This is a genomic window from Nocardia sp. NPDC051570 (assembly GCF_044454005.1).
Taxonomy (GTDB): domain Bacteria; phylum Actinomycetota; class Actinomycetes; order Mycobacteriales; family Mycobacteriaceae; genus Nocardia.
Map to the genome: position 1 here is coordinate 47,081 of NZ_JBITDI010000018.1, position 18,052 is coordinate 65,132.

The window sequence follows — 18,052 nt, forward strand, 5'->3', positions numbered from 1 at the left end:
ATCTCCCCCTCACGCCTGCTGTTCGGCCATCCATTCGTTCACCCGGCGCTCGGCCTCTGCGCGGGAGATGTCCGCCACCCGGGTCATCACGATCCAGCGGTGGCCGAAAGGGTCCATGACCGCGCCGAAGCGGTCGCCGGTGACGAAGGTGGCGGGATCCTCGACGCGGCGGGCGCCGTGCTCGCGGGCGAGGGTCACCACGGCGTCGACGTCGGGGCAGTAGTGCACGACGCTCGTGTGGACCCAGTCCGCGGCGGGGGCGCGCAGGCCGTGTTCGGCGACCGGCATGCCGACCTGGATGGTCGAATCGCCGATCCTCAGCTCGGCGTGGGCGGCCTGGCCGTCGGGAAGGTCGTTGCGGCTCAATACCTCCGCACCGAAGACGGCGCCGTAGAACTCGATGGCCTTGTTGGCGTCGGCGACCGCGAGAAAGCAGGTGATGGAGTGGTAGCCCTCGGCGATCGGATTCACTGTGTTCGTCATGGTGACCACCCTTGCCGGATGTCCGCCCCGGGTCTTGTAAGAACGCGACAGGCCCGCCGGAGCGGTCGTGCCCGACGCTGAAGACCGGGCGAAAAGCCTTGCGCCCGAACTGATTCCGGTCCCGCCCCCGGAGGTGGCCAAGGGTATCCTGCATCCCCGGGAACAGGCGCGGCATCGCACACTCGGGCGACTGCCGGCCCGCGGGGAGACCGCGCGGTTCATCGAGTGGTACTGGTCGGTCGCCTGGGATCTGCGCGGACAATCCGACTACCGGGCCGAGGTGCTGTCGTTCCCGAGCGTCAACCTCACCTTCGAGCGGACCCATACCCGCGTCGGCGGCTGGGTCAACGGTGTCAGCACGGTCAAATACATCCGCGAGCTGTCCGGTCTGGGGGAGACCTTCGGCGTGAAGTTCCGCCCCGGCGGCTTCGGCGCGTTCACGGGGCTGGACGTCGGATCGTTGCGCGATTCGGCGGCCGAATTGACCGCGGTGCTGCCGGATGCGGTGGGATTGGCCGAGAAGGTGCTGTCCGCGACCACCGACGAGGAACGCCGCGATATCGTCGAGGAGTTCTTCGCCGAGGCCGCCCGGCATACGCCCGTCGACGAGTCCTATCGCCTGGTGCTGCGCATCATCGCGGCCATGGAATCCGACCGCGACCTCACCCGGGTCGACCAGGTCACCGAGCGTTTCGACCTCCCGATCCGCACGCTGCAACGCCTGTTCCGACGCTATGTCGGCGCCGGGCCGAAATGGGTGCTGCGCCGCTATCGCCTCCAGGACGGCGCCCAACTGCTGGCCGACGGCCGGACCGGCGATCTGGCCGCCCTCGCCGTAGGTCTCGGCTACTTCGATCAGGCCCACTTCTCCCGCGAGTTCGCCAAGGAAGTCGGAATGGCGCCGCTGGAATACGCCCGTAGCTCGCTAATGTCCGGTTGAATTCTGTACTACCGGCCTGGTAGGCCGTTCTGCCGACAAGCGAGGAGGCGTTGGTGATGGATGTTGTAGTGCTCATCGGGCGGATCTTGTTCGCTCTGTTGTTCCTCGGTTCGGGTTTCGGTCATCTGACCCAGACCGATGCCATGGCGGCCTATACCGCGAGTAAAGGCGTGCCCGCGGCCAAGGCCGGCGTGCTCGTCAGCGGCGTGATGCTGATCGTCGGCGGTCTGAGCGTGCTGCTCGGCGTCTGGGCCGATCTGGGTTCGCTGATTCTGCTCGTATTCGTGCTGCCCGCGGCCTTCCTCATGCACGCGTTCTGGAAGGAGTCCGACGCACAGGCCAAACAGGGCGAGATGGTGCATTTCAACAAGGATGTCGCCCTCGGCGGCGCGGCGCTCATGTTGTTCGCCTTCTTCGCCCACAACAGTGACCTCGGCCTCACCATCACCGGTCCGCTTTTCCACCTGGGCTGAGCCGAGATCGCACCGATATTCACGGCAATACGCGGGTGATATTCGGGCGAACCACGAACCGACCCGGCCGTTCCGCCCTCGCGGGGCGGCCGTGCGGTTCGCATCCGAATGTCCGTGCTGTGACGAAAGTCCCAGTGACACAAGACCGTTCGGTTCAGTGGCGGAGATCTCGTATCCGCCGGAGGCGGCGAATCGGCGCTGGTAGCCGAGGCCCTTTATGGCATTCGCCCCGCGAACGTGTGCTGTTCGTTACTCCCCGCGCGAGTGTGATGTGCTGCGATTCGGGATATTTCCGGCCCCGTAAAGGTTATCGTCTAGCGCAGTTGCCACGCGGTACCCGTAGTCACGGGCAAATCGCGTCGGCATCCGACCCTTTTGGACGTTTGGAGGACAGATGACCGCCTATCGGACCATTGTCGTCGGTACCGATGGCTCGGACTCGTCGTACGTCGCCGTCGACAAGGCCGCGGCACTGGCCGGCGATGCCGGCGCCACCCTGTACATCGTCTGCGCGTACTACCCGACCGATGATCGGGATGTCGCCGCCGCGGCCGATGTGCTCAAGGACGATGCCTACCAGGTCCGCGGCTCGGCGCCCACGCACGAAATCCTGCGGACGGGCCGTGACCGCGCGACCGCCGCCGGCGCCACCAACATCATCGAGCGCGCCGTCGTCGGCGAGCCGGTCGAATCCCTGCTGACCCTCGTCAAGGACATCGAGGCCGACCTGCTGGTGGTAGGCAACCGCGGCCTCAACACCCTCACCGGCCGCCTCCTCGGCTCGGTCCCCTCGGATGTGGCCCGCAAATCCCGCATCGACGTCCTGGTCGTCCACACCGTCCGCTGACCTCGTTCGTCCCGACGGATATCCTCGTCGCCCGGCCGGGGGGGCGGGGCGACGAGGAGCATCAGGGCCCAGGCCTGGGCTGGACGGGGGACATGAGGGCCAGGGGCTTAGGGCTGCTCGGGGCGTGAAGGCCAGGCTTAGGGCTGGGCGACGAGAACGTAAGGGGCGGGCCCTGAGTGGCCGGGCGGCCGGGGGATACGAGGGGACAGAGCCTCGAGGCCGGACGCGGGAGCATGAGGGCCGGTGGTTCGGTCCTGAGGCGACGACCGCCCTCAGTTCGTCTGCAGTGCGCTCAGTACCTCCGGTAGGTCTTCGCTGTGTACGACCGAGAGTCGTTGCGTCGCGCGCGTGAGTGCTACGTACAGGTCGTTGAGGCCCCGTGGGGACTCGTTCAGGATCGTCTGTGGTTCGACCAGGATCACGGCGTCGAATTCCAGGCCCTTGACCTCTGTCACCGTGAGGACCTGCACGGAATCGCCTGCCTGGTCGGTGAATTCGTGGATCAGGGCGTGGGGGGCGAGGACCGCGGTGATGCCGGGGCGGTCGGATTCCTCGGCCACCAGCTTGGCGATCTGTTCGGGGCGGTCGACCGGCTCGACGCGTAAAGCCTGTGGGGGATAGCCCGATTCGCGCACCGAGCGGGGTACGGTGGCGGCCGGGTCGATGGCCGCGAGCACATCCGCGGCGACGGTCATGATCTCGGCGGGGGTGCGGTAGTTGACGGTCAGCTCGGTGAGCTTCCAGCGTTTGGCCACATACGGTTCCAGCATGTGCTGCCAGGACGAGGCGCCCGCCGGATCGCCGGTCTGCGCCACATCGCCGACCACGGTGACCCAGCGATTCGGGATACGCCGCATGACCATTCGCCACGCCATCTCCGAAAGCTCCTGTGCCTCATCGACGATCACATGCCCGTAGGTCCAGGTGCGGTCGCCCGCGGCGCGTTCGGCGGTGGTCTGGCGGGCCCGCACCTGCTGCCGTTCGGCCAGCTGGCCCGCGTCGATCAGGTCGTAGGCCATGAGGATTTCCGGATCCAGCTCGTCCTCGATGTCCTGCGGCGCGGAGCCGGTGAGGATGTCCAGCGCATCCTGCGCCTCGGCCAGCTGGGCGCGCCAGCGCCGCCGGGACCGCTCGCGCTCCTCGGTGTCGTCGACGCCCAGTAGTTCGGCCAGCTCGTCCAGCAGCGGCGTATCCGCGGCGCTGAAATGCCCGTCATCGGGCCGGAACAGCTCCTGGCGATCCGCGGCGGAGAGCTGATCGCCCGCGCGGGCCAGCCGCTTCGGATCGGCCCACAGCCCGGCCAGCACCTCCTGCGGGGTGAGGATCGGCCACAGGCCCGCGATCGCGCGCTGGATCTCGGCGTCGGCGCGCATCTCGTCGCGGATCTCGGTGAGATCGGCCTGGCTCAGCAGATTCCGGCCGCCGGAGAGGTCGCGACCCATCGTCTCGGCCAGCTGATCGGTCAGCGCGTCGACCACCGACGCGGCGAACACCGGCCGCGCGAGGTTGTGCGCACGCCGCGACGAGCGGGCCCGCCCGCGTGCGCGGGTGGCGATCCTGCGATCCAGCGACAGGTCGTAGCCGTCGAAGCGCAGCCGGATCGGTTCGCTCGGCGCCTGCTGCCAATCGCGGACGCCCTTCTTCAACACCTCGATCATCTCGAGCGAGCCCTTCAGCTCGCCCGCGCGCAGCGAATCCTCCAGCGTCGCTTGGACTCCCGGATACAGATTGCCGATCGTCGACAGCAGCACCCCGGTCTCACCGAGGGAGGGCAGTACCTGGCCGATGTAGTCGAGGAAGGTGGAGTTGGGCCCGATGATCAGCACGCCGGCCTTGTCCAGCTGCTGACGATAGGTGTACAGCAGATACGCCGCCCGATGCAGCGCCACGGCCGTCTTGCCCGTGCCCGGTCCGCCCTGGACCACGAGCACGCTCTTGTGCTCGGAGCGGATGATCGCGTCCTGTTCGCTCTGGATGGTCTCGACGATGTCGCTCATCTGCCCGGTGCGGGCGGCGTTCAGCGCGGCCAGTAGCGCGCTCTCGCTGCCCACTCCGCCCTCGTCGGAGTCGATGGCTCCGGCCCGGCGCGCGGCCTCCAGGCTCAGGTATTCGTCGTTGATCGCGGTGACCGCGCGATTGCGTGAGCGGATATGCCGACGCCGGGTCACCCCGTCGGGCTGGGCGGTGGTCGCCAGATAGAACGGCCGGGCCATGGGCGCGCGCCAGTCCAGCAGCAGGGTCGCGTAGTCGTGGTCCTCGTCGAGGATGCCGAGGCGGCCGATGTAGCGTTGCTCCTCGGTCTCGTTCTCCGACAGGTCGATTCGCCCGAAGCACAGGCCGTGTTCGGCGGCGTCGTATTTGGACAGATCCTCGGAGTAGAGCTGGGTGAACGACTCGCGTTCGCTGCGCGCCTGCGGGGTGCCCCCGGTATCGAGAAGCACCTCGCGGAGCCGTCGCTGGGCATAGGCGCGCATCTCGTCGAGCCGCTGATAGAGCTGCGTGAGGTAGACCTGCTCGCGGTCGAGTTCGGCCGCGTGATCGGTCGCCTGTCTGTCCTCGGTGAGGCGGTCGGGCAAAACGGAACTCCTTGTCACCACGGCCGGCCGGACGTGGCCGCGCGCGAGCAGAAAACAGAGTTTTCGAGTCTAGTCAGGGTTCGGCGTGCTCGCCGTAATCGCAGGTGGACCCGGCGGTGTCGCCTCGCGCACGGCGATGTCGCGCGCGAGGATCGGAAAAGGTGCGTAGCTGCGGTGAGCCGCGAAAGCCTTCGGTGTGCTCCGCGCGCCGATCCCTTGGCGCGAGGGGCACAGATGTGTTCGGAGTCTCGATCGGGTGTGGCGCCCGCGGCCGTCGGAAACCGGGCACGTTCGCGATGATCGTATCGGCCGCGGTGCGGGCCGCCTCGAATTCCGGGGTCGCGTTGCGGCAGGATCATCGGCCAGTCCTTCAGGACGCGTGGGTGCTGTTCGGCCGCCGCTCCAGGGCGCCGCCCTCGCGATGGGCGGCCGGTTTCGCACGGTACATCGCCCGATCCGCATCGTGCAGCACGGCCTCCGGTGTCCGGGTGTCGCCGGGCCGCAGCGGGGTGACCCCGATCGAGGCGGCCACATGGATGCGATGGCCGCGGGCGATGATCGGTTCGGACATCGCGGCGCGCAGCCGGGTCACGAGGGCGTCCAGATCGACCGGCAGGGCCCGCCCCGAGAGCAGCGCCAGGAATTCGTCGCCGCCGATGCGGCCCACCACATCCGCGGGCCGCAGCCCGCGCTGCAACCGCTGCGCGACGATCTGCAGCACCGTATCGCCGACGGCGTGTCCGAGCGTGTCGTTGATGCCCTTGAAACCGTCCAGGTCGATGAACAGCACCGTCGTGACCGGTTGCGCCGCGGGGGTGCCCAGCGCGGCCGCCAGCTGCGACAGCACCAGCGACCGATTGGCCAGCCCGGTCAGCGGATCATGGGAGGCCTGATATTCCAATTGCCTTCGGCTGGCCCGATATTCGGTGATGTCGTTGAACGATGCCACCGCCGAGGAGGCCGGATCCTCGGGATTGAGCAACCGGCTCGACGCCGACAGCCAGCGACGCTGCCCATCGGGGCGATCGATGCCGAAGACGTGACGCGAGATGGTCTCGCCGGTGGCCAGCGTGCGCGCCAGCGGATGCCGCGCGGGCGGCAGTGGCTGGGCATGCGTGTCCAGCAGTGCCAGTGCGAGCGCGTCGAGCGGGAGTCCGATCAACTCGTCGTCGGGGTGGCCGAAGATCCGCCGGGCCGCCGGGTTGATCGATTCGATGCGCCCGTTCCGATCGATCACCACCACGCCCTCCTCGAGCTGCGAGACGACCGTGGCGTAATGCTGTTCGGCGCGCCGCTGGGCAGCCTCGGCGCGGCGCTGCGCGGTGAGATCGTGGATGACCACCTGATAGGCCATCCGGTCCTGCCAGACCGTGAGCACCGGAACGGTTTCCACCTCGACGGTCTGCCCGTCGGCGCGTAGCAGGGTCAGCTCGGCCGGTTCCAGGGCGTCGCCGGAGGCCGTGAGCCGGTCGATGCGCGTGAGCATATCCGGCACCCAATCCGGATGGACGAATCGAATCAGGGGCTGCCCGACGAGACCGTCGATGGTGCCGACGGCCAGTAGCCGAACCATTGCCGGATTGGCGTAGACGATGACGCCGCCCTCGTGCACGAGCACGCCGTCGGGGCTGTGCTCGACCAGCGTGCGGTACCGCTGGGCAAGCTGTTCGGCATCGGCCAGGGCATCGGGCCGATCGTCACCTGCTATCACTCGCGTACCCCCTGATCGTTGAGACTTGCGTCGGTGGCGCTGGGGATCCTGCCGTCACTGTTGTGTGGGTCACAGTTGTGCCAATTCATCGCATCCGGGTCGACGGTCATTACAAGCGCCGGGCAATACGGAGATAGCGGAGAATTCGCCCAAGTCGATCATCGTGCCGGAGGGCGGATTTCGCGCTCCTTCGGCGAGCGTGTCGGCCGCATGCGGTTTCCGTGTCGGAGAACGTAGGCTGGACGGGCGGTCGCCGTCGCGCGATCGGCAATCCGTCGGCGACAGCCGAAATCCTGTTACATGCCTGGTCGAACAGCCGTCCGCCGATTCTTGTCGGTGGGTGTGCCTAGCATGGCGGTGGGGATGAATCTGGACGTCGAAGACGAGCGAGAAGGGACGGCCTGTGGCGGATCGCCTGACGGTGCGCGGAGCGCGGGAGCACAACCTCAAGGGGGTGGATATCGACCTGCCCCGCGACAGCCTCATCGTCTTCACCGGGCTGTCCGGGTCCGGCAAGTCGAGCCTCGCGTTCGACACCATCTTCGCCGAGGGACAACGCCGGTATGTCGAATCGCTGTCGGCATACGCCCGGCAGTTCCTCGGTCAGATGGACAAGCCCGATGTGGACTTCATCGAGGGCCTGTCCCCGGCGGTGTCGATCGATCAGAAGTCGACCAACCGCAATCCGCGCTCGACGGTCGGCACCATCACCGAGGTCTACGACTATCTGCGCCTGCTCTACGCCCGCGCGGGCACGCCGCACTGTCCGGTCTGCGGTGAGCTGATCGCCAAACAGACCCCGCAGCAGATCGTGGACCAGGTGCTGGCGATGGAGGAGGGCACCAAGTTTCAGGTGCTCGCGCCCGTGGTGCGCACGCGCAAGGGCGAATTCGTCGACCTGTTCGACCAGTTGAACACCCAGGGCTATTCGCGCGTGCGGGTGGACGGCGTGGTGTATCCGCTCGCCGAGCCGCCGAAGCTGAAGAAGCAGGAGAAGCACGATATCGAGGTGGTGGTCGACCGCCTCACCGTGAAACCGAGTTCCAAACAGCGCCTGACCGATTCGATCGAGACCGCGCTGCGGCTGGCCGACGGCATCGTGGTGCTGGACTTCGTCGACCGCGACGAGCACGCCCACGACCGGGAGCGCCGCTTCTCCGAGAAGTTGGCCTGCCCCAACGGACATCCGCTCGATATCGAGGATCTGGAACCCCGGTCGTTCTCGTTCAACTCGCCCTACGGCGCCTGCCCCGACTGCACGGGCCTGGGCATCCGCAAGGAGGTCGATCCGGATCTGGTGGTGCCCGATCCGGAGCTGAGCCTGACCGACGGCGCGATCGCGCCGTGGTCGCGCGGGCAGACGGCCGAATACTTCACCCGGCTGCTGTCGGGCCTGGCCGAGGCCGTGGGCTTCTCCATGGACACCCCGTGGAACGAGTTGCCGCTCAAGGCCCGTAAGGCGGTACTCGAGGGCAGCTCCGATCAGGTGCACGTGTCCTACACCAACCGCTACGGCCGCAAACGGTCCTACTACGCCGATTTCGAGGGCGTGATGCCGTTCCTGCAGCGGCGCATGGAGAACACCGAATCCGAGCAGATGAAGGAGCATTACGACGGGTATATGCGCGATGTGCCGTGCCCGGTCTGCGACGGCGCTCGGCTGCGCCCGGAGATCCTCGCGGTCACATTGAATGCCGAGGGCGGCCGCCGATCCATCGCCGAGGTCTGTGACTTCTCCATCCGCGACTGCTCGAAGTTCCTGAACTCGCTCGCGCTGGGGGAGCGGGAGTCGGCGATCGCGGGCCAGGTGCTCAAGGAGATTCAGGCCCGGCTGGGCTTCCTGCTCGATGTGGGCCTCGAGTATCTGACGCTCTCGCGCGCCGCGGCGACGCTGTCCGGCGGTGAGGCGCAGCGCATCCGGCTGGCCACCCAGATCGGCTCGGGCCTGGTCGGCGTGCTGTACGTGCTCGACGAGCCGTCCATCGGCCTGCATCAGCGCGATAACCGCCGCCTCATCGAAACCCTCACGCGGCTGCGGGATCTGGGCAATACGCTGATCGTGGTCGAGCACGACGAGGACACCATCCACGCCTCGGACTGGGTGGTCGACATCGGCCCGCTCGCCGGTGAGCACGGCGGTCAGGTGGTCTACAGCGGTCCCTATCCGGGTCTGCTGGCCGACCGCAATTCGCTGACGGGCGCGTACCTTTCGGGCCGCGAGCGGATCGAGGTGCCGCTGGTGCGGCGGCCGGTGAACAAGAAGAAGCAGCTCACCGTCGTCGGCGCGAACGAACACAATCTGCAGGGCATCGATGTGAGTTTCCCGCTGGGCGTGCTCACCTCGGTGACGGGCGTCTCCGGTTCGGGCAAGTCCACGCTCGTCAACGACATCCTGGCGACGGTGCTGGCCAACAAGCTCAACGGCGCCCGCCAGGTGCCGGGCCGGCACACCCGCATCAACGGTCTCGACCAGCTGGACAAGCTGGTGCAGGTGGACCAGTCGCCGATCGGCCGCACCCCGCGCTCGAATCCGGCCACCTACACCGGCGTCTTCGACAAGATCCGCACCCTGTTCGCCGCGACCACCGAGGCGAAGGTGCGCGGCTATCAGCCGGGCCGGTTCTCCTTCAACGTGAAAGGCGGCCGCTGCGAGGCGTGTTCGGGTGATGGCACGTTGAAGATCGAGATGAACTTCCTGCCGGATGTGTATGTGCCCTGCGAGGTCTGCCACGGCGCCCGCTACAACCGGGAGACGCTGGAGGTGCACTACAAGGGCAAGACCATCGCCGAGGTGCTGGATATGCCCATCGAGGAGGCGGCCGAGTTCTTCGAGCCGGTCACCTCGATCCACCGCTATCTCAGGACCCTGGTCGACGTCGGCCTGGGCTATGTCCGCCTGGGCCAGAGCGCGCCGACCCTGTCCGGCGGTGAGGCGCAGCGCGTCAAGCTCGCGGCCGAACTGCAGAAGCGGTCCACCGGCCGCACGGTCTACATCCTCGACGAGCCGACCACGGGCCTGCACTTCGAGGACATCCGCAAACTGCTCGGCGTCATCAACGGATTGGTGGAGAAGGGCAATACGGTCATCGTCATCGAACACAACCTGGACGTCATCAAGACCTCCGACTGGGTGATCGATATGGGCCCCGAGGGCGGCTCCGGCGGCGGCTCGGTCATCGCCGAGGGCGCCCCGGAAGACATTGCGGCCGTGGCGAACAGCTACACCGGCCAATTCCTCCGCGAGGTCCTGGCCGCCAAGCCCGCGACGGACCCGAAACCGGCCAAGAAGACCACCAAGGCCAAGAAGCCCACGGCCAGAAGTAAGGTCGCCGTCGGCTGAGAGCGGACGCGGCGGCGTCGCCCCGGATAGCGAGCGTCAGCCCAGCCGCCAGCGGGTGGCGCCGTAGGGTTCGGCGGTCGCGACACCCACGGCGGTGCTCGGCGTGACGAAATACAGCTGCCAGGGTGGCGTCCCGGCGCTCGGTGCGCTGTACGGGGCGGTGAAGGCGCCGTCCTCGACGGTGGCGGGCCAGCCGAGTTCGCGATACCGGGCCGCGACCCGCTCCAGGATTCGCGCATCCGTGACGACGGCCGCGGTGCCCTCGACGACAAGATCGAGCCCCGCGAGCGGAAAGGCCAGAGTGCAGGCGGGATTCACGGCAAGGTTGCGTGACTTGCGCGTCGATCGCCCACTGACGACATACGCCCCGTCGTCCAGCCACACCGCCCCTACACCGGCCGTATGCGGCCGCCCGTCGGGCCCGCAGGTACTGAGGAATACGGTGTCCTCCGGCCCGGCGGCGAAGCCCGCCAGAGCGCGCTGCGCGCGCGGCCACGGCAGCGGCTCATTGCCGTAGATATCCAGATTCACGGTCTCGATCTCCACAGTGCTCCTCCTCGATCGGATATCGGTACTGACGGGGGACGCTCGCGAAACTCATCGCGCGGCGCGGCGTCTACATTCGAGACGACGTTCACTCTCAGAAGGGGGGATCTGTGATCGACTACGGCAATCTTCCGACACAGCCGCTTCCGGTGCTGTCGGGCCCGGAGCGCGCACCGGTGCGTCCGCGATCCGGGACGGTCGCCCGGGCCGGGGGGCATCTGGCGGTCGCCGGGATCGTGAGCCGGGTGACCGGATTCGCCAAGACGCTCGTGCTGGCCGCCGCGATCGGGGCCGCGGCCGTGGGGGATTCGTACAATCTGGCCAACAACATGCCGAATATGGTCTATGAGCTGGTGCTCGGCAGCGTCTTCGCCAGCGCCGTCGTTCCGGTCCTGATGCGGGCTCGTCGCCTCGGGCGCAGGCATTCCCGGGAGTTCACCCAGCGGGTGATGGTGGCGGCCGTCCTCGGCCTGGCCGCGCTCACCCTCGTCGCCGTGCTCTGCGCCCCGCTGCTCGTGCGCCTGCTCGTCGCCCATCCCGATCAGCGGCATCTCACGACCCTGTTCGCCTATCTGCTGCTGCCCGAGATCTTCTTCTACGGGATCACGGTGCTGTTGACCGCCGTGCTCAACGTTCGCGACAGCTTCGCCGCGGCGGCCTGGGCCCCGGTGGTCAACAACGTGATCGTCCTTGCGACGGCGGGGATCTTCGTCCTGCTGCCCGGCCCGGTCACCCTGACCCCGGCCGCGATGACGACCACGCAGGTACTCACGCTCGGGCTCGGCACCACCGCGGGCATCGCCGGACAGGCGGTCTGGGTGGTATTCGCCCTGCGGCACAACGGATTCCACTGGAGCTGGCGGGTGCGGCCGATTCCCTACACTTGGCGTCCGGTGCGCGCCGCGACGCCGCTGCTCGGCTGGATCCTCGGCTACGCCGCCATCAGCGAGGTCGGTGTGGCGGTCACGATGCGCGTGGCCTCCGATCACGGCGGCATCTCCGTCTACACCTATGCCGAACCGCTGTTCCAGGTGCCCTACGGCATACTCGCGGCCTCGCTGCTGACGGTGCTGATGCCCCGCATCTCCCGCGCCGCCGCGGCCGGTGACCGCCCGGCCGTGATCGCCGATCTCGGCCGGGGCGCACGATATCTGGCCGTGGCCATGATTCCGATGACGATGGCGATGGCACTGCTCGGACCGGTGCTGACCACGCTCGTGTTCACCGGCCGCGTCGATGCGGCATCGGCCCGGCTGATCGGCGCGGCCATCGCCGCCTCGGCCTTCGGGCTGGCGCCGTTCGCCCTGGTGATGCTACAGATGCGAGTGTTCTACGCCGACAACGACTCCCGCACCCCGACGATGATCAATCTGGCGATGGTGGCGACCAAGGTGTCGGTCCTGGCCCTGTCGGCGGCGGTGCTGCCCGATCACGTCGTCGTGGTGATGCTCGGCGTCGCCGGATCGGCGTCCTATGTGGTCGGCGCGCTCGCGGGACATCTGCTGTTGCGTCGCCGCTACGGTCTGCTCGGATTCTCCACCGTGGCAGTCACTTTCACGCGGGTGGTCTGGGCCTCGGCCCTGGCGGGCTGGGCGTGTCTGATTGTCATGGCTTATACCCGGCACCTGGTCTCGGACCCGACGATCGCGCGCCTGCTCACCCTCGCGGGTGGGGCGGCGATCGGCCTGGCGGTATTCCTGCTCGCCGCCAAGGCGATCGGTATCCCCGAAATCCGCCATGCCCGAACATTGGCGATCGCGTGAGAGAAAGGCCGGGCGGCATGACCGACGACATGCTGGTGGTGGATGCGGCGAATGTGATCGGCTCGCGGCCCGACGGCTGGTGGCGCGATCGCGCCGGTGCCGCGCGCCGACTGCTGGCGCGGCTGTCCGCGCTGGGCGACGAGCTGCCCCGCCTGGTGGTCGTCCTCGAGGGTGCGGCGAAAAGCGCTGCCACGGAGGCTGATCCGCGGATAGAGGTAGTCGCGGCCGAGGGATCGGGCGACGATGCGATCGTCGCCGTGGTCGACTCGGCGTTGCGGGCGGGAACCCGATCGGTCACGGTGGTCACCGCCGATCGCGGACTGCGCGAGCGGGTCGAGGCGCTGGGCGCGACCACCGTCGGGCCGCGTCATCTGCTGGACCGCCTGGAATCGCCGCGCTGAACTAGCCGCGCCGCCGTCCGAGGCGGCGGCGCTTGAAGAACACCTCCGCCACCGACTCGGACGGCAGCGCGGCCACGAGCACGCTCAACCGGGGGTCGTCGCGGTAATCGTCGAGATGCCAATGCAATCCGGCGCGGCGTTCGGGCGGAAGTGTGGCCCAGACGGCACCGAGGCGGGACTGCACCTCGGCGTCGGCGGTCGCGAGGAATTCCACCAGCGGCGACCACAGATCGGCCTCGGTGGCATGGGCGGGCAGGTCGGCGAGGGTCGCGGGGGACAGCCCGGCCAGGATGCGCGCGGCCCGGCGGCGGGTGTCGGCGTCGGTATGACCCAACAGCGCGAACACGCCGCGCCAGGGGCTGGCCCGAATCTCGCCGTCCAGCGCGGTGATCAACGCGGGCAGCGCGGATTCCTGGGCGATGACCGGGATCGCGGCCATCCGGTCCAGGGCGGCGGGGGTGAGATGACCGGTGAAGGTGAACAGCTCCGGCACCGCGCCGACCTTGACGGCGGTATCGATCACGGCACTCAGCGCCGAGTCGGAGCCGAGTGCGAACAGGATGTCGCCGATGGCGGCGATGATATCGGGATCGCAGCGCGCGAAGACCGTCAGCGCCGCGGCCTGCAGCTCCGGCGGCCCGTCGAGCACGGTGCGGATCATCCGCGGAATCCGTTGTCCCGCACCGATGAGCAGTTGCCGCACGACGGCGCTGATGGCTTCGGCGGAGAAGGCGTAGGCCGCGGAGAAGATCAGCCCGGCGTCATCGTGCACGCCGCGCTCGACGGCCTCGATCAGCGCCGGGGTGGCATAGGCGAGAAACGGTCCGGCCGTGATGTAGTCGCCGCGGCGCAGGATCTCGGCCACCACGCGCGCCACCGGTTCGGGCGGCGCCACCTCGGCCAGCATGCCCACTGTGCGCGGATCCAGATAGGGCGCGCAGTCGGCGGCATACGAGGGATCCAGCAGCGCAAGGGTTTCCGCCGCCTTCTTCGGATGATCGACCCCGACCGCACCCGCCGCGCGCCCGGCCAGCATCGGCGGGACCAGCCGCTGCACCAACGGCATCGAGATGGTCAGCGGGATGATCGGCACCAATGTGCTGATCCGCGAGAAGGTTTCGGCATGCCGATCGAACAGCGCCGCCGCCATACGCTGCGCGATCTCGTGCACCCCTTCGGCGCCCAGTCGCTCCAGATGCGCCAGCCGCTCCGGCGGTACGTGCAGGGTGCGAGCGAGCAATACGATCTGCGCGCGAGTGATCGGATCACTCATCGGTCGAGCCGGTCGCCGAACATGATCTTCTTCGTGATCCCCCGCACCGGTCGCGGCAGCGCGCCGATCATCATCTCGATCGCCTCGCGCAGCGCCGCCGTCTCGTGTTCGCGGGCGGCATGGAAAAGCACCAGCAGATCGGTGATTTCACGTTCGGCGAGTTCGCCGGTGGCCGCCAGCGGCCCGCCTAGTTCCGCTTCCAGATCCGCTCTGTCACCCATGCCGCTCCTGATCGTCCGTGTCTGGCATGGTAGGGGATCAGTGGGCGGCGATCGTGTGGATCAGCTCGGCCAGCTCCACCGGGCGTGACCACATGGGCCAGTGGCCGGTGGGCAGGTCGACGTAATCGGCTCGCAGGCGGGTCAGCTCGGCGAACAGCGGTTCGGAACCCTCGTCGCGCAGTTGCCGCACCAGTGCGGCGCTGAAGCTGTTGCAGATGATTGTCGTCGGAATGTCCAGGCGCGCAGGGGAATCGCTGAGTTCCAGCGGTGCGGTCGCGATGCTCGCGGGTTCGGAGACCGCGCGTTCGCGGAAGCGGCGCAGCGCGGCCTCGTCCAGGCCGAGCAGGCTGTTACCCGCCGCCTCGAGTTCCGGCCAGTCCGCCAGCGGTAGTTCGCGGGAGGCGGCGGGCAGCTGCGGGATCAGCACGAAGCCGTTCGGCAGCGGCGCGGCGTCGACGTAGATCGCGTGCGAGAATCGGTGCGGCGCAAGGTCGGTCGCGAGATAGGCCGGGGCCGCGGCACCGGAGTGTGACACCAGCACCGTCGGTTCGCTCGCCGCCTCGACGATCGCCTCCGCCTGCTGCCGCAGCGTCACCTCCAGCCGCCGCGGATCGGCCGGATCCAATCCGGGCAGCGTCAGCGCCCGCACATCGTCACCGCGCCGGCGCAACTCCTCGGCCACGTCGTCCCACGCCCACGCGCCCAGCCAGAAACCCGGTACCAGAAGTATCGCCATGACCTCGAGCATCGCATGCCGGCGACCGCGTCGGGCACGGTTTTCATGGCCCCTGTGCGCCAAGGAAACTCCCGCGACCTGCTGTATATTCGCCGCTGACATTCGAATCGCGCGAATCGGGAGGTCCTGGATGGCAGGTGATCGTGGTCCGGTGGTATTCGTGCGCGGTATGTGGCTGCATGCCACGAGTTGGCAGCCGTGGGCGGAACGATTCGCGGACGAGGGGTATGAACCGATCGTGCCGGACTGGCCGCACGTCGCCGACACCGTCGAGGCCGCGCGGGCCGATCCCGGCGCGCAGGCCGGAATCGGAGTGCGCGAGATCCTCGCGTCCTACGCCCGGGTGATCCGCGAGCTGGACCGGCCCCCGATCCTGGTCGGCCACTCCATGGGCGGCTTCTTCGTGCAGCATCTGCTGGGCCAGGGGCTCGGCGCCGCGGCGGTGGCGATCACGCCCGCGCAGATCAAGGGCGTCACGGCGATCAGCCCGGCACAGGGCCGGGCGGTACTGCCGGTGCTGCGCGATCCGCGCAATGCCACGCGGGCGGTGTCGTTGACCCCCAAGCAGTTTCGCTACGCCTTCACCAATACGGTCTCGCGCGCGGAGTCCGATGCGCTGTACGAGCGCTGGGCGGTGCCGAGTCCGGCTCGGCCGGTGTTCCAGCTGGCTCTGGCCAATGTGCTGCCGAATTCCCCTGCGGCCGTGCGGACTCGCAACGAGACGCGCGGACCGTTGTTGCTGCTGTCGGGACGGTTCGACCACTCCGTTCCCGATCTGCTGACCCGCGCGACCCATCGCCGGTACCGCAAATCCCGTGCGATCACCGAATATCGACGTTTCGACGATCGCGGACATTCGCTCACCATCGACCGGGGCTGGCCCCGGGTGGCCGATACCGCCCTGGATTGGCTGCGCCGCATGCCGCAATCCTGAGGTATGAGGCCGATCCCGCGGTCGCCACGCCACCGAGAACCGTTGCCCCCCAAGCGGACCTGACACTCCGCGAACGTGAGGTGCTCGACCTGATCGCCGAGGGTGCGAGCAATCAGGAGATTGCCGACGGATGACTCAGTACACCGGGCCGGTGTACTTCTCGCCCGGTCCCTTGCCCGGCTCGTCGGGATAGGCCGACGATTCGCGGAACGCGCGCTGCAGCGACTGCAGGCCCTCGCGGATGGGTCCGGCATGGGGACCGAGGTATTCGACCGAGGCGGTGACGAGCCCGGCGAGCGCGGTGATGACGCGGCGGGCCTCGTCGAGATCCCGGCGCGGGCTGGCCTCGGGGTCCTCATCGGCCAGGCCCAGCTTCTCCGCGGCCGAACTCATCAGCATCACGGCCGCGCGGCTGATCACCTCGACGGCGGGGACATCCGCCAGCTCGCGCACGGTCTCGGACTCGTTCAGCGACGCCTCACTCATGCCCGTAGCATGGCATCCGGAACCGATCCGGCCGGTCGCGGGGGCAGGCGATTGGGAGGTTCACGTAGGGGGATGTTAAGCTGTCCTGCGACGACCGCCCCGGTCCCGTTCTTCAGATCGGTCTGGGGCTCTAAGTGGAGCCCGACTCCCACCGTCAACCGGCGACACGCCAGGTTCGACGGTCCGGTCGCCCATCAGTTTGGATGGGTTCCTCGTGCGGGGTTTCCCCAGCACAGGGTCGATGCGACTCGTTCGTGTCGGCGGCCGGTCTACATTCGGGCCCCGTGGCGGTGAAATACCGCGACGGGGCTTTCGTGTTGGATATGGGGTTGCAGCTATAGCTTGCGGTCGTTGGACGACACCGCTTGACCTAGGAGGCCCCATCAGCACTGAGACCCGCATCAACGATCGCATCCGCGTACCCGAGGTCCGCCTCATCGGACCCGGCGGCGAGCAGGTTGGGATCGTGCGTGTTGAAGATGCACTGCGCGTCGCCATGGAGGCAGACCTCGACCTGGTCGAGGTCGCACCGGATGCGCGCCCACCGGTCTGTAAGATCATGGACTACGGCAAGTTCAAGTACGAGACGGCGCAGAAGGCACGCGAGTCCCGGAAGAACCAGCAGCAGACCGTGATCAAGGAGCAGAAGCTCCGCCCGAAGATCGATGACCACGACTACGAGACCAAGAAGGGACACGTCCTGCGCTTCCTGCAGGCCGGCTCGAAGGTCAAGGTCACGATCATGTTCCGTGGTCGCGAGCAGTCGCGGCCCGAACTCGGCTTCCGGCTTTTGCAGCGGTTGGCGTCCGACGTCGCCGAATTCGGTTTCGTCGAGACCTCGGCCAAGCAGGACGGCCGAAACATGACAATGGTCCTCGCACCGCATAAGGGTGCGAAGACGCGGACAAAGGCACAGCAGGCGGCATCGTCGCAGCGTGATGCCACGCCCGCCACCGGTGGAGAAGCTCCGGCCCCCGAGGCCGCTCCGGCCCCCGAGGTCGTAGACGGAGTGGCTCCGCAGTAACCCGATACAGCACCGGCGGATTCGCGCTTTTCGCGTGCCCGCCGGTACGACACAGATTGAGGAATCCATGCCGAAGATGAAGAGCCACAGCGGCGCCTCGAAGCGATTCAAGGTGACCGGTAGCGGCAAGCTGCGTCGCCAGCAGGCGAACCGTCGCCACCTGCTCGAGCACAAGCCCTCTACCCGGACTCGTCGTCTGGACGGTACGGAGCCGGTCGCGAAGGCCGACGTCGCTCGTATCAAGAAGCTGCTCGGTATCTGAGCCGGCTCTGCCAACCGACCATCCCTCCGGGCGCCG

General features: G+C 68.0%; 18 protein-coding genes. 10 read left to right on the top strand and 8 right to left on the bottom strand.

What is annotated here, in order from left to right; translation table 11 throughout:
• Window positions 1–9: 9 nt before the first annotated feature.
• Window positions 10–483, bottom strand: coding sequence for a VOC family protein (locus ACIA76_RS34355; protein ID WP_397157999.1), 474 nt, complete (start codon window positions 481–483; stop codon window positions 10–12).
• 67 nt (window positions 484–550) lie between these two features.
• Here ACIA76_RS34355 and ACIA76_RS34360 point away from each other — a divergent pair, with 67 nt between their 5' ends.
• The 3 genes from ACIA76_RS34360 (at window position 551) to ACIA76_RS34370 (ending at window position 2,743) form a co-directional block, all read left to right on the top strand.
• Window positions 551–1,423 carry a helix-turn-helix domain-containing protein gene (locus ACIA76_RS34360; protein ID WP_397158001.1) on the top strand — a complete coding sequence of 291 codons (873 nt, stop codon included), beginning with the start codon at window positions 551–553 and terminating at the stop codon, window positions 1,421–1,423.
• A gap of 56 nt (window positions 1,424–1,479) precedes the next feature.
• Complete coding sequence (locus ACIA76_RS34365; protein ID WP_397158248.1) at window positions 1,480–1,896, top strand: DoxX family protein; 417 nt, start codon at window positions 1,480–1,482, stop codon at window positions 1,894–1,896.
• Between the two features lie 394 nt (window positions 1,897–2,290).
• A complete protein-coding gene (locus tag ACIA76_RS34370; RefSeq protein WP_397158003.1) occupies window positions 2,291–2,743 on the top strand; it encodes a universal stress protein in 453 nt (150 codons plus the stop codon).
• A gap of 272 nt (window positions 2,744–3,015) precedes the next feature.
• On the opposite strand, the gene ACIA76_RS34375 is transcribed toward ACIA76_RS34370, so the two are convergent.
• Together ACIA76_RS34375 and ACIA76_RS34380 are read right to left on the bottom strand one after the other, a co-directional pair.
• On the bottom strand, window positions 3,016–5,319 hold the full coding sequence (locus ACIA76_RS34375) for a HelD family protein (protein ID WP_397158005.1): 2,304 nt from the start codon (window positions 5,317–5,319) through the stop codon (window positions 3,016–3,018).
• Between the two features lie 370 nt (window positions 5,320–5,689).
• A complete protein-coding gene (locus ACIA76_RS34380) occupies window positions 5,690–7,030 on the bottom strand; it encodes a diguanylate cyclase domain-containing protein (RefSeq protein ID WP_397158007.1) in 1,341 nt (446 codons plus the stop codon).
• Between the two features lie 403 nt (window positions 7,031–7,433).
• Here ACIA76_RS34380 and uvrA point away from each other — a divergent pair, with 403 nt between their 5' ends.
• A complete protein-coding gene (gene uvrA, locus ACIA76_RS34385) occupies window positions 7,434–10,370 on the top strand; it encodes an excinuclease ABC subunit UvrA (protein ID WP_397158010.1) in 2,937 nt (978 codons plus the stop codon).
• Window positions 10,371–10,406: 36 nt separating this feature from the next.
• Here the strand turns inward: uvrA and ACIA76_RS34390 are convergent, their stop codons facing one another.
• Window positions 10,407–10,916, bottom strand: coding sequence for a pyridoxamine 5'-phosphate oxidase family protein (locus ACIA76_RS34390; RefSeq protein ID WP_397158012.1), 510 nt, complete (start codon window positions 10,914–10,916; stop codon window positions 10,407–10,409).
• A 110-nt stretch (window positions 10,917–11,026) separates the two neighbouring features.
• On the opposite strand from ACIA76_RS34390, the gene murJ reads away from it, so the two are divergent.
• A complete protein-coding gene (gene murJ / locus ACIA76_RS34395; RefSeq protein ID WP_397158014.1) occupies window positions 11,027–12,679 on the top strand; it encodes a murein biosynthesis integral membrane protein MurJ in 1,653 nt (550 codons plus the stop codon).
• A 17-nt stretch (window positions 12,680–12,696) separates the two neighbouring features.
• On the top strand, window positions 12,697–13,080 hold the full coding sequence (locus ACIA76_RS34400) for a hypothetical protein (protein ID WP_397158016.1): 384 nt from the start codon (window positions 12,697–12,699) through the stop codon (window positions 13,078–13,080).
• Window position 13,081: 1 nt separating this feature from the next.
• Here the strand turns inward: ACIA76_RS34400 and ACIA76_RS34405 are convergent, their stop codons facing one another.
• The 3 genes from ACIA76_RS34405 to ACIA76_RS34415 are packed head-to-tail and all read right to left on the bottom strand — an operon-like array spanning window position 13,082 to window position 15,310.
• Window positions 13,082–14,353: a hypothetical protein gene (locus ACIA76_RS34405; RefSeq protein WP_397158018.1), complete on the bottom strand. Its 1,272-nt coding sequence runs from the start codon at window positions 14,351–14,353 to the stop codon at window positions 13,082–13,084.
• Window positions 14,350–14,574, bottom strand: coding sequence for a hypothetical protein (locus ACIA76_RS34410; protein ID WP_397158020.1), 225 nt, complete (start codon window positions 14,572–14,574; stop codon window positions 14,350–14,352). The genes ACIA76_RS34405 and ACIA76_RS34410 overlap by 4 nt, the downstream gene beginning before the upstream one ends.
• Window positions 14,575–14,611: 37 nt before the next feature.
• Window positions 14,612–15,310, bottom strand: coding sequence for an alpha/beta fold hydrolase (locus ACIA76_RS34415; RefSeq protein ID WP_397158022.1), 699 nt, complete (start codon window positions 15,308–15,310; stop codon window positions 14,612–14,614).
• Window positions 15,311–15,440: 130 nt separating this feature from the next.
• On the opposite strand from ACIA76_RS34415, the gene ACIA76_RS34420 reads away from it, so the two are divergent.
• On the top strand, window positions 15,441–16,244 hold the full coding sequence (locus ACIA76_RS34420) for an alpha/beta hydrolase (protein ID WP_397158024.1): 804 nt from the start codon (window positions 15,441–15,443) through the stop codon (window positions 16,242–16,244).
• Window positions 16,217–16,378 (top strand): LuxR C-terminal-related transcriptional regulator, encoded by a 162-nt coding sequence (locus tag ACIA76_RS34425; RefSeq protein ID WP_397158026.1) that lies wholly within the window; start codon window positions 16,217–16,219, stop codon window positions 16,376–16,378. Before ACIA76_RS34420 ends, ACIA76_RS34425 begins: the two co-directional genes overlap by 28 nt.
• A gap of 1 nt (window position 16,379) precedes the next feature.
• Here ACIA76_RS34425 and ACIA76_RS34430 read toward each other — a convergent pair whose 3' ends face one another.
• Window positions 16,380–16,730, bottom strand: coding sequence for a DUF1844 domain-containing protein (locus tag ACIA76_RS34430; protein WP_397158028.1), 351 nt, complete (start codon window positions 16,728–16,730; stop codon window positions 16,380–16,382).
• 337 nt (window positions 16,731–17,067) lie between these two features.
• Here ACIA76_RS34430 and infC point away from each other — a divergent pair, with 337 nt between their 5' ends.
• Together infC and rpmI are read left to right on the top strand one after the other, a co-directional pair.
• Window positions 17,068–17,754 (top strand): translation initiation factor IF-3, encoded by a 687-nt coding sequence (gene infC, locus ACIA76_RS34435; RefSeq protein ID WP_397158250.1) that lies wholly within the window; start codon window positions 17,068–17,070, stop codon window positions 17,752–17,754.
• 67 nt (window positions 17,755–17,821) lie between these two features.
• Entirely contained in the window at window positions 17,822–18,016 is a 195-nt protein-coding gene (gene rpmI / locus ACIA76_RS34440) for a 50S ribosomal protein L35 (protein ID WP_397158030.1), read from the top strand.
• Window positions 18,017–18,052 lie beyond the last annotated feature (36 nt).

Excerpts from the sequence above, each read along its gene's own strand:
- ACIA76_RS34355 (WP_397157999.1), bottom strand. The coding sequence starts at position 483 with ATGACGAACACAGTGAATCCGATCGCCGAGGGCTACCACTCCATCACC.
- ACIA76_RS34365 (WP_397158248.1), top strand. The coding sequence starts at position 1,480 with ATGGATGTTGTAGTGCTCATCGGGCGGATCTTGTTCGCTCTGTTGTTC.
- ACIA76_RS34370 (WP_397158003.1), top strand. The coding sequence starts at position 2,291 with ATGACCGCCTATCGGACCATTGTCGTCGGTACCGATGGCTCGGACTCG.
- ACIA76_RS34400 (WP_397158016.1), top strand. The coding sequence starts at position 12,697 with ATGACCGACGACATGCTGGTGGTGGATGCGGCGAATGTGATCGGCTCG.
- ACIA76_RS34405 (WP_397158018.1), bottom strand. The coding sequence starts at position 14,353 with ATGAGTGATCCGATCACTCGCGCGCAGATCGTATTGCTCGCTCGCACC.
- ACIA76_RS34410 (WP_397158020.1), bottom strand. The coding sequence starts at position 14,574 with ATGGGTGACAGAGCGGATCTGGAAGCGGAACTAGGCGGGCCGCTGGCG.
- ACIA76_RS34415 (WP_397158022.1), bottom strand. The coding sequence starts at position 15,310 with ATGGCGATACTTCTGGTACCGGGTTTCTGGCTGGGCGCGTGGGCGTGG.
- ACIA76_RS34420 (WP_397158024.1), top strand. The coding sequence starts at position 15,441 with ATGGCAGGTGATCGTGGTCCGGTGGTATTCGTGCGCGGTATGTGGCTG.
- ACIA76_RS34430 (WP_397158028.1), bottom strand. The coding sequence starts at position 16,730 with ATGAGTGAGGCGTCGCTGAACGAGTCCGAGACCGTGCGCGAGCTGGCG.
- rpmI (WP_397158030.1), top strand. The coding sequence starts at position 17,822 with ATGCCGAAGATGAAGAGCCACAGCGGCGCCTCGAAGCGATTCAAGGTG.